The organism is Cupriavidus sp. PB-02, from assembly GCF_058252315.1.
On record NZ_CM177694.1, the window covers coordinates 2560010 to 2575948 of the forward strand.

Annotated in this window: 15 protein-coding genes and 1 pseudogene; 10 read left to right on the plus strand and 6 right to left on the minus strand. The window is 65.5% G+C overall.

Annotated elements, in window-relative coordinates:
- The first annotated feature begins 46 nt into the window (after positions 1-46).
- Positions 47-952 carry a LysR family transcriptional regulator gene (locus tag AC10V3_RS12035; protein WP_022535487.1) on the plus strand — a complete coding sequence of 302 codons (906 nt, stop codon included), beginning with the start codon at positions 47-49 and terminating at the stop codon, positions 950-952.
- Positions 953-1060: 108 nt separating this feature from the next.
- On the opposite strand, the gene AC10V3_RS12040 is transcribed toward AC10V3_RS12035, so the two are convergent.
- The 5 genes from AC10V3_RS12040 to AC10V3_RS12060 all read right to left on the minus strand — a co-directional run bounded on the left by AC10V3_RS12040 (position 1061) and on the right by AC10V3_RS12060 (position 4536).
- Complete coding sequence (locus AC10V3_RS12040) at positions 1061-1795, minus strand: head GIN domain-containing protein (RefSeq protein WP_022535488.1); 735 nt, start codon at positions 1793-1795, stop codon at positions 1061-1063.
- Between the two features lie 93 nt (positions 1796-1888).
- Positions 1889-2194, minus strand: a complete 306-nt coding sequence (locus tag AC10V3_RS12045; RefSeq protein ID WP_022535489.1) for a hypothetical protein — start codon at positions 2192-2194, stop codon at positions 1889-1891.
- A 73-nt stretch (positions 2195-2267) separates the two neighbouring features.
- Positions 2268-3263 carry a hypothetical protein gene (locus AC10V3_RS12050; protein ID WP_022535490.1) on the minus strand — a complete coding sequence of 332 codons (996 nt, stop codon included), beginning with the start codon at positions 3261-3263 and terminating at the stop codon, positions 2268-2270.
- A 191-nt stretch (positions 3264-3454) separates the two neighbouring features.
- Entirely contained in the window at positions 3455-3580 is a 126-nt protein-coding gene (locus AC10V3_RS12055) for an integrase core domain-containing protein (protein ID WP_022535491.1), read from the minus strand.
- A complete protein-coding gene (locus tag AC10V3_RS12060; protein WP_022535492.1) occupies positions 3577-4536 on the minus strand; it encodes a LysR family transcriptional regulator in 960 nt (319 codons plus the stop codon). Before AC10V3_RS12060 ends, AC10V3_RS12055 begins: the two co-directional genes overlap by 4 nt.
- Positions 4537-4658: 122 nt before the next feature.
- Between AC10V3_RS12060 and AC10V3_RS12065 the strand changes: the two genes are divergently transcribed.
- The 8 genes and pseudogenes from AC10V3_RS12065 (at position 4659) to AC10V3_RS12100 (ending at position 12440) form a co-directional block, all read left to right on the plus strand.
- Positions 4659-5888: an acyl-CoA dehydrogenase family protein gene (locus AC10V3_RS12065; RefSeq protein ID WP_022535493.1), complete on the plus strand. Its 1230-nt coding sequence runs from the start codon at positions 4659-4661 to the stop codon at positions 5886-5888.
- Positions 5888-6997, plus strand: coding sequence for an NAD(P)H-dependent flavin oxidoreductase (locus tag AC10V3_RS12070; RefSeq protein ID WP_022535494.1), 1110 nt, complete (start codon positions 5888-5890; stop codon positions 6995-6997). Before AC10V3_RS12065 ends, AC10V3_RS12070 begins: the two co-directional genes overlap by 1 nt.
- Positions 6998-7045: 48 nt before the next feature.
- Positions 7046-8044 (plus strand): Bug family tripartite tricarboxylate transporter substrate binding protein, encoded by a 999-nt coding sequence (locus tag AC10V3_RS12075; protein WP_041681074.1) that lies wholly within the window; start codon positions 7046-7048, stop codon positions 8042-8044.
- A gap of 26 nt (positions 8045-8070) precedes the next feature.
- A complete protein-coding gene (locus tag AC10V3_RS12080) occupies positions 8071-9300 on the plus strand; it encodes a CaiB/BaiF CoA transferase family protein (protein ID WP_022535496.1) in 1230 nt (409 codons plus the stop codon).
- A 265-nt stretch (positions 9301-9565) separates the two neighbouring features.
- Positions 9566-9718: pseudogene (locus AC10V3_RS12085) on the plus strand (double zinc ribbon domain-containing protein); the annotation flags it as partial.
- Between the two features lie 624 nt (positions 9719-10342).
- Complete coding sequence (locus AC10V3_RS12090) at positions 10343-10534, plus strand: hypothetical protein (RefSeq protein ID WP_041681076.1); 192 nt, start codon at positions 10343-10345, stop codon at positions 10532-10534.
- A 14-nt stretch (positions 10535-10548) separates the two neighbouring features.
- The gene (locus AC10V3_RS12095; RefSeq protein ID WP_022535498.1) at positions 10549-11220 is read left to right on the plus strand and encodes a hypothetical protein; all 672 of its coding nucleotides are present in this window, start codon (positions 10549-10551) and stop codon (positions 11218-11220) included.
- Positions 11221-11273: 53 nt separating this feature from the next.
- Complete coding sequence (locus AC10V3_RS12100; RefSeq protein WP_022535499.1) at positions 11274-12440, plus strand: hypothetical protein; 1167 nt, start codon at positions 11274-11276, stop codon at positions 12438-12440.
- Positions 12441-12604: 164 nt separating this feature from the next.
- On the opposite strand, the gene AC10V3_RS12105 is transcribed toward AC10V3_RS12100, so the two are convergent.
- Positions 12605-14608 (minus strand): transcriptional regulator, encoded by a 2004-nt coding sequence (locus AC10V3_RS12105; protein WP_490922260.1) that lies wholly within the window; start codon positions 14606-14608, stop codon positions 12605-12607.
- Positions 14609-14692: 84 nt separating this feature from the next.
- On the opposite strand from AC10V3_RS12105, the gene AC10V3_RS12110 reads away from it, so the two are divergent.
- On the plus strand, positions 14693-15931 hold the full coding sequence (locus AC10V3_RS12110) for an MFS transporter (RefSeq protein ID WP_349605998.1): 1239 nt from the start codon (positions 14693-14695) through the stop codon (positions 15929-15931).
- Positions 15932-15939: the final 8 nt, after the last annotated feature.

Here is a 15939-nt window from a genome sequence, read left to right on the forward strand (position 1 = left end):
ACAAAGCAAATTGTTATAATTCAGATTATTTGATTTTCAAATATCCATGCGACTCGATCTGAATTTGCTGCGGGTTTTGCTGGCGATCTACGACACCGGCAGCGTGACGGCAGCGGCCAAGCGTCTGAACATGAGCCAGCCGGCGGCCAGCGCCGCTCTCGCCCGGTTGCGCGAGTCATTGGGAGATGCCCTGTTTATCCGCCAGGTCGATGGCATGTCGCCTACGCCCCGCGCGCAAAGCCTGGCGGGCAAGGCAAGGGAAGTCCTGGACGCCATCGATCACGATATCCTGCGGGCGCCGGAATTTGATCCGGGGGTGTGCGGCGATGAATTCGTCTTTTGCCTGAGCGCGATCGGAGAGATCGTGTTTCTGCCGAAGCTGGTGCAACACATCCGTGCTACGGCCCCGTCGGCGCGCATTCGTGGCGTCAGCCTCGCCCCTGCCCAGTTGGAAGAAGCCTTGCGGGTTGGCGAGGTCGATCTGGCGCTCGGCTATTTCCCGGATTTACGCAAGGCCGAATTCTTCCAGCGGCGCCTGTTCTCGCATGACCTTGTCTGTATGGTGCGCACCGGGCACAGGATCAAGGGACCGCGCATGACCCTGACGCAGTTCCAGGCGGCAGAGCATGCCTTCGTCAAGGATGGAAGTCGTAGCCAGGAGATGTTTGAAGAGGTTCTCGCCAAGCAGGGCATCCAGCGCAATATCGTGTTGCATACCGCGCACTATATGAGCATCCCCACCATCATCGCCGAATCCGACCTGGTGGTGGTGCTGCCGCGTACGGTCGCCAACGTGTTTGCCGACTCAAAAAGGGTGCGCATCGTAGCGCCTCCGGTTGAAATTCCGCATTACGATCTGAAGGTGTACTGGCATCGGCGCTTTGCCAAGGATCCCAAATCGAAATGGCTGCGCTCCGTGGTCACGGAGGTTTTCGCCACCGACGCCGACTGAGCAATTGGGTCGTAAATCGCTATCTGTTAACCGGCGACCAACCCGATTTTTCCAGTGCTCTCGATAACGCATATACCTGCGCACTGCAAAGCAGCCCGGGCATGGCGGCTACTCGAACCGTACGGATCCCGCACCGCTTCGGTCTACCGATCGCCTGGCAGGATTGCCGGAAATATGAACATTGCCAGCGCCACTCAACTCCACTTGCGCGGATTCAGAAGCATATGCCGAGACTAGCCCGGCTCCCGATACCTCAGCGGAAATCGACTTCGCGCGGAGGTTGGCCAGTTCCACACTGCCTGAGCCCGACACCGTAGCCTTGACTTCGCTGGCAGTGCCGTCGGCTACGATCGTGCCCGAACCGGACACCTGGAGCATGACGGCATTGACGTGCAGGCCGTTGGCCACAAGCTTGCCCGACCCAGAGATGACCGCGCGCGACAACTCCGGTCCTTCGACCAGCAGCCTGATTGGCTTTTCCGAAGAAAACGAGCCATCGGGGGCGATCACCAGAGTGCCGCCCTCAACGGTCGTTTTGATCTTCGACATGATGTCGGACTGGGCCAAGACGGTAATGCTTGGGTCGGGAGCGAACCGGTACGTCGCATCTGCACTCAGCATCATGTCAATGCCCTGAAACGCAGGTAGCGAACGGCGCTGGCTGACGACTGGACCCTTCGCTTTCACCATATTGGCGCCGCCGTAGACCTTGCCGTTGATGATAGCGACCGAGTCGCCCGTCACTACAACGTTCGAGCCATTGACGATCACGGTGCCGTCGCCATGCGCAATACCGGAGACCGCCGCAAGCATCGAAACACACAACTTGACGAGTTGCTTCACGGTGGTCCTTTTGTTAGTCCGCACTGAGCTGCGCGGGACTTGCACGCCGATAGCGCTCAAGCGCTTTACAGACGATAACCGGTAGCACGGTCGCTATTGCCACTTCGACCCAAGTGTTCCCAGTCCTGCCTTCCTGAGGTCCTCAGGGGCCATCACCACGCGAAACTCGCAATCAGCGTTGAACATCAGAAACCAGGGTTCTGCGAATGCGGGGATCTGCGATGGTTCGTCGAGATTGACGACGAGAATCGCTCCGCGCGCTCCGTTCTGCTCGGTAAAGTAGACGGCCTCCGGTTTCGTCTCTGCCAGAATCCTCTCTATAACGTCACCGATCGTGCCATCGCGCACAAAAGCATTGAATGGCTCGTGAGGTATTCGGATGTTGAGAAGCATGCGCATGTTAACCCTCCTTGATGGAACGATCTCTTCCGGCAGACTCGGGCGCGCCAGTGCCTTCCCATGACGAGCGCGTTTACTTCAAACCAAGCGTGAACGGCAGCAACAGTGCATTCACAAAAAGCAGGACATAGGCGATAACCATGACCGCCCGGACGGTGGAACGTGGCCGGTCCTGTGCGCGAGCGTTATGGCGAGTCCACAGGAAACCCACGCCCATGCCCAGGACGGCAAGCCCGGAAAACAGGCTCTCCACGGCAAGCGCGGCCGGACGGGATTTGCCAGGGCTGCTGTGCATGCCGTCTGCAATGGGGCGCGCCGCCGCTTGCCGGGCAGCCGGTGTTTCAACGGGGGTTGCAGTCAGCAGAGTGAACTCGGTGAGTTCCGGTCCGACCTGCATGGCAAGCGACGCAGTCGACGTCGGCTGTTCTTGCGCGCTCTGTGTCGGCGTAGTTGCCGGTGCCGGCTCATGCGTGGCCGGGCTTGAAATGGGGGCTTCGGTCGACCGAGTGAACTCGGTGGGTTCCGGGCTGTGCATGGCAAGCGACTCGGTCGACGCCGGCTGTTCTTGCGCGCTCTGCGTCGGCGCAGTCGACGGTGCCGGCTCATGCGTGGCCGGGCCTGACATAGCCGTGGCAGCCTGGGGTGGGGAGGCGGGCCGGGCCGGCGCGTTTCGCATCGAGTCCCGCTCCCGCCAGAACCTGGCGAACATGCCTTCCAGGCAGCGTACCGAGTCGCAGGCATCGCGCCGGGCACGCCAGGCCGTGATGTCCGAGTTTTGAATCCTACCCTTGCGCAGCATTCTCTGCTGCTCGGCGTAGATGCGCTCGTAGCGCTCTGACAGCCTGGTCGAATCGCAGATCAGGTGATGGCGCGCGCGCGGGCGGGGGTCGTCGGTCGCCAGCGTGCATCGCATCCCGACGCCGCGCGGGTCTTCGCAGCGGACCGAGGATCCGCCCGCAGGTGATTTACAGTCGATGTCGGAGGCCCGCGCACCGCTGACGCCGGACAGGCCCACTGCGAAGCCCACGGCAACAATCGTGGCCAGACGCCTTATGACCCTCTTCATCATGATTCCTCATCGAAGCGGCCCAAGGCTTTCAAGCTAGTCGATGTCGCGGCTTACCCCAAGTACCTGTTGTGGAGCGCGTGCGGTACGACACTTACCGCTGCATCGTCGGGCCAGAATGCGCCCTCTCCTTCTCCTGCCGGCGCGAGCTGGCAGATGTGCTGGGCAAGTCGATGTGATGTCCGACACGCTGCTCAAGGGACGATCACTTTCAGTGCAGCGGGTCCCTTGCCAGCCGTGCGCTGATCCAGCGCTTCATGCGGGCGCTGTTCGTTGCGGAAGCGCCGGAACGCATCCATGCGTCGTTGCTGCGCCGTCATCGTCTCCACTGGCCTTCGCGGATTAAAGCCTCGGCAATGCCGGGGATCATCTGCGCCACCTGCCTGGCGGCCGCCGTGAATGGGCGCTGACTGCTCGTGGCCAGCACGACGGTCTGCCGCAAGGCGCGGTCGGCCAGTGGCACGGCGTCGAACTCACCGGCCTCCAGTTCTGGTGCTACCGCGTGGTAAGGCAGCACGGAGAAAGCGGCATGGTCGAACATGATGCGCTTGATGACCACCGACGAGCTGGCCTCCATGCAGACGTTGAGCGCGATGCGGTGCGCGATGGCCATTTCGTCGAGGAGGTTGCGGATAGCGTTGGGGGGCACCGGCAGCACCAGCGGCAGGCCGCCGAGCTGGCGCAGCGGGATCGACGTCGGCCTGGCTCCCACTGCGCGCCAGTGGGCCTGCAATGCCTCGCGCCGGCCCACCAGCATCAGCGCCGTGTCCAGCAGGCGCCGGTAGCTGTTCCTGCCTTCGGCACGATAGCGGTTCAGCACGGCAAGATCGATGCCGCCCTGCGTCAGCTGTGTCTCGATCTCCCCGCTGTAGCCCTCCACGATGCGCAGCCGGACGGCCGGCAGGCGCTCCTGCACTGCTGCGTAGAGCCGGCTCGATAGCAGCGGCGCCACTGCCGGCACCAATCCGAGCGTGACCATTCCGCTTACCTTGCCCGCCTGGCCGCGTGCCGACTCGACCAGCTGCCGGGCGCCGGACAGCAGCGGCTCGGCGTCGGCCAGCACCTGCGCTGCCAGCGTGGTCGGCCGCACGCCGCGCCCCGTGCGATAGAACAGCGGCCCGCCAAACATCTTCTCCAGCTCGGCGACCTGCCGGCTGATGGCGGACTGCGCCAGCCCGAGCTGCGCCGCGGCCCCCGATACGCTGCCCGTGCGCGCCACGGCCACGAACGTGGCCAGCGCCTTGAACGTGAGGTCCTGCCCTGTTTCAGCCTGCATCGATCCGCTCCAGCTATCTTGTATCGAGAAATCTGCTTTCTCCTGTCGGCATTGATCGGAGAGTAGCGCCTCTTTATCGTTAGAGGCAAGCACACCGACCCACCTCGAGGAGACGACGACCCATGCCCCTATCTGCTGAACGCCATCCGCTGGCGCCGCTCGACGCGGCGGAGACCGGCACCCTGGCCCGAGTCCAGGCGCTGGTCCAGGAGACCATCGGCCCCAGGGCCAATGCGGTCAACCGCAATGACGAATTCGCGTGGGACACCTTCCGCGCGCTGGCCGGGAGCGGCGTCATCGCCACGGCGTTCCCCCGGGAGCTTGGCGGCACGGCTGCATCGATGCTGCTGCGTGTCAGGATCATCGAGGAGATCGCCCGTGTGTGCAGCACCGCGGCTTCGCTCGTCACGGGCACGGATCTGTCGTCGCGCCCGATTGTCGCGGGGGGATCGCCCGAACTGTGCGCGCAGACGGTCCCGCTGCTGGCCAGCGGCGAGAAGCAATCCGCCTTCGCGCTGACCGAACCCGGCGCGGGCTCGGACCTCGCGCGGCTGCGCACCGTCGCCAGCCGGCACCCTGGCGGCTATCGGCTGTCCGGCGAGAAGAAGTTCATTACCCGCGCCACGGTGGCCGACATGTTTGTCGTGGTGGCGTCACTCGCCGACGGACCTGGCGGCAGCAAGGGGCTGACGGCATTCCTCGTGCCGCGCGATGCCGAAGGGCTCAGCGTGTCGCCGGCCATCCCCAAGCTCGGCTGGCACGGCGTGCCGATCGCGGAAGTACGCCTGGACGATGTCTTCGTACCGCTGGCGGATCGCCTTGGCGAGGAGGGACAGGGCATGGCGCTGGCGCAGGACACGCTGGTGCGCGCCCGGATCGGCCATGCGGCCATTGCGCTGGGGCGGATGTCCGGGGCGCTGCAGATCGCGGCGCAGTACGCCGGGCACCGGCAGGTGTCCGGCAAGGCAGTCGGCGAGCACCAGGGCATCCAGTGGATGCTGGCCGACATGGCCGCGCGCATCGAGGCCGCACGCTGCCTGGTCTACAGCGCGGCGCAGCGCTACGACCGCAAGGACGCCGAGACTTCGATTCACGCATCGATCGCCAAGATGCACAGCACCGACCTGTGCATGCGCGTCGTGGTGGACTGCGCGCAGCTGCTCGGCGGCAACGGCTACCTGAATGCCTATCCGATCGAACGCTTCCTGCGCGATGCCAAGATGAACCAGATCGGCGAGGGAACCAGCGAGGTCCACAAGAACCTGATCGGCCGGCACGTGATGAAGACGGCGTCGGCGATGCCGCAGCACCCCTGCCTCGACCTTGAGCCGGACCTGTTCGGAGCGCACTGATGACCCAGACCCGCAACAATGCCCTGGCCAACGCGCTGTGCCGCCGCCTGGGCATCCGCTACCCGATCTTCGGGCTGGCACACAGCATCGAAGCTGCCGCGGCTATCTCCAATGCGGGCGGACTCGGCGTCTATGCCGCCGCGCGCGACGGCCCCGACGAACTCGCCCGGAAGCTGCGCGACCTGCGCGCGCTGTGCCCCGACGTCCCCGTCGGCGTGGACCTGCTGCTGCCGACCGCATTGCCGGGCGTCTCCACCCCCGATGACGTGGCGGCAGCCATTCCGGAGGGGCATCGCCGCTTTATCGATGGCCTGTTCGAGCGCTTCGCCGTGCCACCCGCCACGCAGGGCAACTTCTTCTCGCAATACGTGCGCTCGCAGGCGTTGTTCGAGGAGCAGGTCGTCGCCGTGGCGCAGAGCCAGATCGATGTCTTCGCGGCCGGGGTCGGCACGCCAGCCGGCACCATCGCGCAAGTGCGGCGCGCGGGCAAGACCACCATGGCGCTGGTCGGCGCCGTCAAGCATGCGCGCAAGGCCATCGAGGCCGGCGTCGACGTGCTGGTCGCGCAGGGCTATGACGCGGGCGGGCATACCGGGACGACCGGCACCTTCACGCTGGTACCGCAGATCATCGCGGCAGCCGGGGGGCGGCCGGTGCTTGCCGCCGGCGGCATCGGCGAAGGCAGCCAGATCGCCGCCGCACTGGCGATGGGCGCACAGGGCGCGTGGCTCGGCACGGTGTGGCTGGGCAGCACGGAGCACCGGCTGCCGGCCGCGCTGACCGAGCGGCTGCTGGCTGCCGGCAGCGAAGACACGGTCATCACGCGCGCGCACAGCGGCAAGCCGTGCCGCGTGGTGCGCAGCGCGTTCTCCGATGCGTGGGAAGCACCCGAGGCCCCCGAGCCGCTCGACATGCCCTACCAGCAGGCGCTGACCGGGCGGTTGCTGGCGGCCGTGGAAGAGCACGAGATCGCGCCGCTGATGTACGAGGCGGCGGGCCAGAGCGTCGCCTGGGTGCGGGAAGTCGAACCGGTGGCACGGATCATGGACCGGCTGGTACGGCAGACGCGCCAGTCCCTGGATGGCCTGCGCAGCTACCTGCCGGGCTGACCGGCAATACCCGACGGAAACAACGGGTTACCAGAACGAGGAGACAGCATGGATCGCCGAGCATTCGCAAGGACTGCGTTGCAAACCGCCCTGGCGCTGGCCGCGCCCGGCTGGCTGCCGGGGCTCGCCCGGGCCGCAACGGGCCCGGGCAATTTCCCCGACCGGCCGCTGCGCGCGGTGGTGCCTTACCCGGCGGGGGGCGTCGTCGACGTCACGCTGCGCGCGGCGCTCGACCGGATGTCGCTTGACTTGCCGCAGCGCGTGGTCGTGGAGAACCGGCCGGGTGCCGACGGCCGTATCGGCATCGAGTTCGCCAGCCGCGCACCGGCTGACGGGTACACGCTGCTCGGCGTGACCCCGGTGCTGGCGGTGGCCCAGACGCTCTATCCCGATTCCGGCATTCGTATCCAGAACTTCCGGGCCATCGGCGCAGTGGCGGCAGTGCCGTCGGTATTCGTGGTCCACAACGACGTGCCCGTGAAGACGCTGAAGGAATTCGCGGCATGGGGCAAGGCGCGGCCGGGTGCGGTGAACGTTCCGGTTCCGGGCGCTGGCAGCTCGCTGCATCTGGCGCAGGAGCTGTTCTTCGAATCCACCGGCGTGCGGGTGACCAACGTCGGCTACAAGGGCCAGCCGCCTTCGGTCTTGGATCTGGGGCGCGGGCAATTGCAGTTCGCGCTGGTGTCGCAAAACCTGGTGCTGCCGCTGATCCAGTCGAAGCGCGTGCGGCCGCTGGCGGTCAATGCCGCCAGGCGGACGCGTTCGCTGCCGGACATTCCGACCATCGCGGAAGCGGGCTACCCGGACGCCCTGGTGCAGTCGTGGTATGGCCTGGCGGTCCACGCGCGCACCGCGCCGGCCATCGTCGACTACCTCGGCGCTGCGCTGCAGGCGGCCATGGCCACCGCAGACGTGCGCAACAAGCTTGCGGCACTCGACGCGGAAATCCTCGCGCTCGACCCGAAGCAGTTCGACAGCCTTCTGCAGGCCGAAGCCACGCGCTGGGCAGCCCTGATCAAGGCACGGGAAATCAAGGTGGACGCATGAAGCCAGCTACGCATCCGGAAGCACGCATGACCGAAAACGCCGAGGGAGGCGCCAGGGGTAGCGCCAACGGCCCGCTCGCCGGCCTGCGCATCCTCGACATGGCCACGGTGCTGGCGGCGCCGCTGGCCAGCACGCTGTGCGCGGATATGGGCGCGGACGTCGTCAAACTCGAACTGCCCGACGGCAGCGACCCGCTGCGCGGCCTCGCTCCCGTCAAGGACGGCCTGCCGCTTTATTGGAAGGTGGCCAACCGCGGCAAGCGCGGCATCTCGCTCGACGTCCGGCAACCCCAGGGCCGCGAACTGTTTCTCAAGCTGCTGCCCGAATTCGACGTGCTGGTGGAGAACTTCCGCACGGGTACGCTGGACCGATGGGGCCTCGACGCCGACACCCTGCGCGCCGCGAACCCGCGCCTGATCATCCTGCGCCTCACGGGCTTCGGCCAGACCGGACCGTATGCGTCGCGCGCCGGCTTCGCGCGCGTGTTTGAAGCCATGAGCGGCTTCACCAACCTGGCCGGCGAGCCGGACGGCCCCCCGCTGCACATGAACTATCCGGCCGGAGACGTGATGGCCGGATTGTTCGGCGCCTTCGCCATCGCCACGGCGGCGGCCGAGCGTCGCCTGGATTCCGCCGCACCTGGCCGCGACATCGACTTGTCCGCGACCGAAGCGCTGTTCCGCCTGCTGGAGCCGCTCGCGGTGGAATACGAACAGCTCGGGCAGATCCGGCAGCGTGCGGGCAACCGGGCCACCTACACCGCGCCGTCGAACATGTATGCCACCGCGGACGGCCACTGGGTGTCGATGGTGGCTTCCTCCAACCCGATCTTCCGGCGTCTTTGCCTGGCGATCGGCAAGCCCGAACTGGCCGATGACCCGCGCTATGCCACCAACCCCGCGCGCGTCCGGCACCTCGAATCGCTGGATGCCGCGATCGGAAGCTGGTTCGCGGCCCACGACTACGACACGGTCGCTGCAGCACTGGAGGCGCAACAGATACCGTTCAGCAAGATCTTCACCATCCAGGACATCGTCAACGACCCGCACTTCCGTGCGCGCGAGGCGATCGTCCGCCTGCCCGACCCCGACCTGGGCTCCGTCCCGGCGCCGTGCCACGTGCCGCGCTTTTCCGGCTACGCGCCCGGCGCGCCACGAACCGGGCCGTCAGTCGGCGAGCATAACGAGGAGATCTATGCCAGGGTCGGCCTGACCCGACAAGACATGGCAACGCTGCGCGCGGATGGCGTTATCTGACATCGTTGCCGCTACAGCTAAAAAATCCCAGTCCCCTCCAATGTGGGGTTCAGCGCACACAACCGTCGTCCGTTAAAGCCCGGCAAGCCGAGCGTTCGAGGCAGGGCTCAAGTTGAGCCTGCCCCGGCCGGCCTCGCGATTTAGCAAAGAGTTTCGAATCGCGCGGGCCGTGACCATTTCCCTGCTGAGTCCCAACGAAAACACGATATCAGCCAATAGGAAACGAACGCCTGGAGAGATACCAATAGATTGCTAAGGGAATGGAATGACGAGTTGTACGAATTGCGGTGTCAGTACGCCAGCCGGCGCCCGCTTCTGCAAATCATGTGGAACACCAGTAAAAGTCCAGGCGGCGCCGGTAGCCGCATTGGGCTGCAGTGGCTGTGGCGCTGAACTGATCGCCGGGGCAAAGTTCTGCAGGAAGTGCGGAACGCGGCCGACGGATGCAAAAGCAGCGCAAGCGGAGGGTGCTTCGCTGCCTGCGGCTACGCCAGCGCCAGAGCGCCTGGCAACTGCCGAGGTAGTACTCGAGCCTGCGCAAGTGGAAGCGATCCCGATTCGCGACATAACACCAGAGGTCGCCCCGCCGGTAGCACTGCCGGCCGAAACTACCGTGGCCCGGGAAGCCGAGCCTGAGCACGTGCCTCGGCGCATCGCTCCCGAGCCCGCCCCGCGACAACCGTCGAATGCATTGATCGCCGCCGGCATCGCCGCCGCAGTCGCTGTTGGCGGAGGAGCCCTGTTCTGGTGGTATGGCGGCAAGCAGCCCAGCACGCCAGTCGATCAGGCGACGCAGGTGCAGGCTTCCCAGCCGACGTTGCCCACTGAAGCCACGGTGGCCACTCAACCGAGCGAACCTGCTCAGCCCATCCAGCCCCCCGAACCCCCGGCGCAGCCGGAGCCAGGCGTACCCGTGGCGTCTGCCCTACCGCCCGCACCAGCACCCGCGACGCAACCACCCCCGATCGCTGCCGCAGTGCCGGCCCTCCCCGCGCCCACAGCCCCGGTCAAACCCGCCAAGCCCGTAGTCCAGCCCGATCCCATGGAAGCAAAGATCGATGAGCTGTTGCGCAAAGCGAAAGTCCACGTCTCCAAAGGGCAGTTTGACAAAGCCATCGCTACGGCCGAAAGCGTCCTGGCAGTCGACGCCGGCAACCGCGCCGCAAGGTCTGTGATCAGCAACGCCAAAGCCAGGCAAATGGAAGCGCTCCGATCCAACACCTCTCTCGAATAACTACCAGCAATACCATGAAACTCCAGAAGACGATTCTTGTGGCGGCCCTTGGCACGCTACTGGCCAGCGGCTGTGCAACCCAGGGTGGCGAAGGCACCGTCGCCAGTGACACGGTCCTGCGCTGCGCGGCGCTCGGCACGGGTGGTGCCATTGTGGGCGCATTGATCGGCGGCACCAAGGGCGCCATTGGCGGTGCAGCTGCCGGCCTGGCTGCATGCTCGGTGATTGAGGTTGCCACGCGGCAGACCAAGACTGCGGCGGAGGTGGATCGCGAGTACAAGGTGAACAATCGCAATCGCCTGCCCCGCACTGCCGAGGTGAATGCGTACAACACCATTGTTACCCCCAGTGGTGCGGTGAAGGCTGGCGAAGCGATCAAGCTGCAATCGACGATCCGCGCCGTGTCTGGCACAAATGAACCGGTTCAGGAGGTGAAGGAGATCCTGACCGTTTACGCGCCGTCCGGGGAGGAGTTCAAGCGTGGCGAGAAGATCGTCAACGCGGCGTCGGGCAGCGGTGAGTATGACAACAGCTTCACGTTGAGGCTGCCGTCCGGCGCGCCGCAGGGCACCTATCGCCTGAAGAGCCAGGTGGTGCTGAATGGCAAGCCTGGCATTAGCCGGGAAAACCACCTGCAGCTGGCGCGGGTGGGAGACACGTTCACCGTTGCCATGCTGGACCACTGAGTCGATCACCGAAGCAACCGCAGAGCCAATAACAATACGGATAAACCAAGTTCATGACAACAAGCGAAAAAGCTGCAGCGGCGCCCTACGCCCTGCTTCGAGCGGCTGAGGCGATTACAAACTGGCGCGCATTGGCGATGTGCGGCATGGCGGGCGTGGCGACGCTGATTGCGGGCATGCTCACCAAGTACACGATTGCCCACAGCGTCTTCCTGGGGCTGGTGTTGGGATTGGTCACGCTGGGGGTGATGCTGGTGGGGTATTCCGCCGTGGGCATCACGCTGATGCGGCAGGCGCAGGGTCATACTATCGGCTTTGTCGATGCGGTGCTGCAGGCTGTGTTCACCGCGCACAGGTTCCTTGGCGTTGGCATCTTGCTGCTGCTGGGCTACCTGGCCGTGCTGCTCGCTGGACTGTTGATCTTCCTGCTGTGCAAGATCCCCGGGCTGGGGCCACTGCTGTACGCGTTCGCGTTTCCGGTGGTAGCGGTGGTCGTTGGCGTGACCTCCGCGGGACTGTGGTACGTGGGCTACCCGCTGGCCGCGCCGGCTATCTGGGAGGGCAACACGGCGGTGCAGACGGTGGCGCGCCTGATGCAGATCAGCCGCCACCGGCTGCTGCAGGTGATCGTGAACATGTTCCTGCTGCTGGTGCTGGTGGCTGTGCTGTCGATCGTGGTCTTTGGCATTCTGGCCTATGGGGCCATGATGGCGACGTCGCTGTCGAGCGCGGTTGGCGCCAGCCCGATGAGCACGCTGATGTCGATGTTCTCTGGCTTCCTGGGTCCGTTTGGTCGCAGCTACGGCGGCGGCTTTGGCCGTGGTGACATGGCAGCCTTGCAGGAAGGCATGGCCTACGCTTCGTCGTTTGGCTTTGGCGCGGGCTTGCTGTTGACGATTGCCTTGGTGATCCCGTTCCTCACCTTTATCAATGGTACTTGCCTGATCTATCTGCAGACCGTCAACGGTATGGACTTCTCGGACTCGGAAGCGATGCTGAAGGAGCGCATGGCACAAGCCAAGCGGCAGGCGGAACAAGCGCGTGATCGCGCCGTGGAGGGCATGCGTGAGACGAAGGCGTCGCCACAAGCCAGGCCCGCGGTGCAGGCTGCGCAAGTGGCTGCGCCTGCAACGGTGGCGTTGGCCTGCGGTAGCTGCCATGCACCCATGGCGGCCGATGACCTGTTCTGTGGCGACTGTGGGGCAAAACGGCCGGCCTGACGGCAAGGCTGCCTGTCAACTGGCAGGCGAGATGGCGAATGCAATGTCCGCCATCTCCCCACCGGAGCAACGCAACTTAGTGACAGAGAGTCCCCGAATCGATGGGCTCTTGACATCCTCCCTTGCGGCCGGCAACTTGCGCAGGCCCCGAACTTCCGTGCCGCTCACGCCATCCCAATGCGCCTGGCGCCTTCCCGGAATAGCGCTTCGCCTTCTGGATCGAAAGGGAAGGTCATCAGAAATTCGGCAAGGCTGTAGCCTGGGGCGATCTTGCGGATCGCAGCGGCCTGGGAACGCGCCTGGTCCAGCGAGTCAGCGAGCGCGAGCGTGCAGGCAGCAATCGCGTGGATGTGCGGAAAGACGTTGGGCCGCGCGGCTGCCTTGACGGCCCAGCCGGCCGCTTCCTCGAACCGCCCGAGACGGACCAGCGCCATCGCTCGGGTGGCGAGCATGCCAAAAAGCATGGGATCGAAAGGACTCAACTGGCGTGAGAGGTCCGAGGAAGCGATGGCAGCCTGCGGGTCGCCGGAAATCGAGCGGACGAATGACAGGTTGTAGTGACCCAACGCGAAGTTCGGGCTGAGATCGATGGACTGCTCAAGTTCGGCGACGGACTCTTCGGGGCGGCCCCGCAGCCAGAGCGCACGACCCATCGCCCAGTGCACCGCAGGGTCGCGGTCGTCGACCATGAGGCCCTGCGCCGCGGCGCCGTAGGCCTTGTCGATTTCCGGCCCGCGCTTCTCCCAATTCTGGAACGCGTCCTGGAAATGCGTGAAGGAGAGTCCGGCGTAGGCGCGCGAGAAGGTTGGGTCGAGCCGCAGCGCAGTCTGGAAGAAATGGCGGGCCCTCTCGTTGTCTTCCCTGCGATACCGGTACATATGCCACAGGCCGCAGTGGTAGGCCTCCCACGCATCGAGGGAACTCGGCGGCTTGAGAATGGCGCGGTTGCGCTCGAGGATCTCGATCTCGCTGGCGATGGAAGCGACGATCCGGTTGCCGACCTCCTCCAGCACGAGGAAAGCATCGTCCAGCTTATGGTGGAAGGTGTCCGCCCAGACGATCCGGGCGCTGCGCGTCTCGGCGAGTTCGACGGTCACCGTGAGGCGCCCGTTGCGCGTGCTCACCGATCCGCCCACGACGTAGTCGACATCCAGGGTCCGGCCTGCTTCTTCCGCGCCGACGTGCCGCTCATGCAGTGCGAACACCGTCCCTTGTGCGATGACAAACAGGCTGCGCAGTTTGGCGAGCCGCGTGATGACATCGTGCGCCAGCGCATCGGCCACGCCGCCGCGGGCCAGGGCCTCGGTGGAAGCATCGACAAACGGCATGACTGCGATGGAGCCGTGCCGGGGAATCGCTGCGGCGACCTTGGAGACCTGGGCGACCTCGGTGACCTCTGCGCGACCTTCGAACTCGACCACCGTCGCTGTCACGGCCGACCGCCAGGCGTTGCGGATCGGCCTGCTATCGAGGCCTTCGGCCTCGAACAGCCTGGCGGTCGTCGCCACATGCTCCTCCCCTTCGCGAATGCGGCCTTGCCGGGCGAGCGCGGCGAGAATGGTCGCGTGGACTTGCTGGTCGAATGGCGCGAGCTCGCGCCACTTGTCCAGATACTCAAACGTCTCTTCGCCGGCAGCGCGCTTCGCCAGATTCTCCAGCAGTGCGGTATGGCAAGCACGAAAGCGCCGGCGTTGCGCGGTGAGCCACGCGCTGAACTCCGGACAGCGGGCAAGTTCCAGACCGTCCAGGAAATCCCCTTCGAACAGCATCGCAATGCTTCTCTGCCGCTCCGGGCTCAGTGCCGTGACGCCTGCCTCGAGCGCATGAGCGATCTCGAGCGCATCGACGAAACCATCGGCGAGGTCGAGCCAGATCGTGTCTCCGCTGGTCTTAAGGCGCTGCCGTTCGCCCGAGTCAACGAGCCTCCTGATCCGGCTGAGGCACCAGCGCAACTCGCCGCGTGGATCGTTGGGCACCTCCCACAGCAATTCGCACAGATGGCTGCGCAAGACCGGGCGTGGCGCAAGCGCCAGATAGGCGAGGAGCGCGCGCACCTTCCTGGACGCCGGCAGCGAGAGGGCAACGCCATGCTGCCGGACGCGAAGCGGCCCAAGCATCTGAATCTGCACCGGAGGGAGGCCGTTTTCAGGCGGCCGATCTGATTCCACGGCAATTCCCACGCTGCCTACCACGCACGCGGCAAAAGATCGGGACCGGGACGACCTGGAACGGACGGAAAAGGAGAAGCAGTCATGGACACCATCGTGCACGTGCGCAGCCGCAGTCATCTGACCATCGCGCTCGCCGCGGGAGCGGTCTTCGCGCTTGGGCTCGGCCTGCGCCAGGCGCAGCCGCTCTTCATCAGCTTACTCAATTCCCATACCGGCGTCGGGTACGCCACGGTCAGCCTTGCCTTTGGCGTCTCACAGCTCATGTGGGGCGTGGCGCAGCCGGTGGCCGGCGCTGTCGCGGACCGCTGGGGACCGCGTCGGGTGATGATCGCAGGCGCGATCCTTTTTTCCGCCGCGATCGCAGCGACGCCGGTCTCGGACAATGCCTTCATGCTCATGCTGCTGATCGGCGTGGCGGGCGCCGCCGGCGCTGGCGCGATCGGCCCGGCAATGCTCATGTCGGCAGCGAATCGCCTGATCCCCGAGGCGAAGCGCGCGGTTGCGAGCGGCATCGTCAATGCGGGCGGCTCGGTCGGCCAGTTCACCATCCTGCCCCTCACCCAGTTGCTGATCGGGACCGCGGGCTGGCAGCAGGCAATGGTGCTCCTCGGCGTGGTGGGACTGGCCGCGGTCCCGGCAATCATGATCGTCACGCGCGCTGCGCCAGCGCCCTCTGTTCCGGGTGTGGCCGGCGGATGCACGATCGGCGTGGCATTGCGCCGGGCGCTGAACGATCCGGGCTTCCTCTTGCTCAACGCCGGCTTCTTCGCCTGCGGATTCCACGTCGCTTTTATCTCGACGCATCTGCCTGGCGTGGTGGCGCTTTGTGGAATGCCCGCCACAGTCAGCGCGTGGTCGCTGGCCATCATCGGGCTGTTCAACATCCTGGGGAGCCTGTCGATCGGCAAGGCCATCCAGACGGTCTCCATGAAACACGCGCTGGCTGCCCTCTACCTGGCGCGGGCGGTGCTGATCCTCGCGTTCTTCCTGGCCCCGAAGACACCGGTGGCCTTCGCCCTGTTCGCCGCCGGACTCGGCTTCACGTATCTCTCGACCGTCCCGCCGACCATCGGCCTGGTCGCAAACCTGCTGGGCGCCCGCTATCTCGCCACGCTCTTCGGCATCGTCATGCTCTCGCACCAGATCGGTGGATTCCTCGGCGCCTGGCTCGGCGGAAAGGCCTTCGAAGCAACCCGAAGCTATGACTGGATGTGGCTGGCAGACATCGCACTTTGTTTGTTTGCCGCCGCCCTTCACTTGCCGATCCGGGAGGTACGCCCCGTACCTGTCGTTGCCAGCCCAATACGCCAACCCACCTGAGGAGACAG

Excerpts from the sequence above, each read along its gene's own strand:
- AC10V3_RS12090 (WP_041681076.1), top strand. The coding sequence starts at position 10,343 with ATGGAAGCAAAGATCGATGAGCTGTTGCGCAAAGCGAAAGTCCACGTC.
- AC10V3_RS12050 (WP_022535490.1), bottom strand. The coding sequence starts at position 3,263 with ATGATGAAGAGGGTCATAAGGCGTCTGGCCACGATTGTTGCCGTGGGC.
- AC10V3_RS12075 (WP_041681074.1), top strand. The coding sequence starts at position 7,046 with ATGGATCGCCGAGCATTCGCAAGGACTGCGTTGCAAACCGCCCTGGCG.
- AC10V3_RS12065 (WP_022535493.1), top strand. The coding sequence starts at position 4,659 with ATGCCCCTATCTGCTGAACGCCATCCGCTGGCGCCGCTCGACGCGGCG.
- AC10V3_RS12110 (WP_349605998.1), top strand. The coding sequence starts at position 14,693 with ATGGACACCATCGTGCACGTGCGCAGCCGCAGTCATCTGACCATCGCG.
- AC10V3_RS12035 (WP_022535487.1), top strand. The coding sequence starts at position 47 with ATGCGACTCGATCTGAATTTGCTGCGGGTTTTGCTGGCGATCTACGAC.
- AC10V3_RS12070 (WP_022535494.1), top strand. The coding sequence starts at position 5,888 with ATGACCCAGACCCGCAACAATGCCCTGGCCAACGCGCTGTGCCGCCGC.
- AC10V3_RS12080 (WP_022535496.1), top strand. The coding sequence starts at position 8,071 with ATGACCGAAAACGCCGAGGGAGGCGCCAGGGGTAGCGCCAACGGCCCG.
- AC10V3_RS12045 (WP_022535489.1), bottom strand. The coding sequence starts at position 2,194 with ATGCGCATGCTTCTCAACATCCGAATACCTCACGAGCCATTCAATGCT.
- AC10V3_RS12095 (WP_022535498.1), top strand. The coding sequence starts at position 10,549 with ATGAAACTCCAGAAGACGATTCTTGTGGCGGCCCTTGGCACGCTACTG.
- AC10V3_RS12100 (WP_022535499.1), top strand. The coding sequence starts at position 11,274 with ATGACAACAAGCGAAAAAGCTGCAGCGGCGCCCTACGCCCTGCTTCGA.
- AC10V3_RS12055 (WP_022535491.1), bottom strand. The coding sequence starts at position 3,580 with ATGACGGCGCAGCAACGACGCATGGATGCGTTCCGGCGCTTCCGCAAC.
- AC10V3_RS12060 (WP_022535492.1), bottom strand. The coding sequence starts at position 4,536 with ATGCAGGCTGAAACAGGGCAGGACCTCACGTTCAAGGCGCTGGCCACG.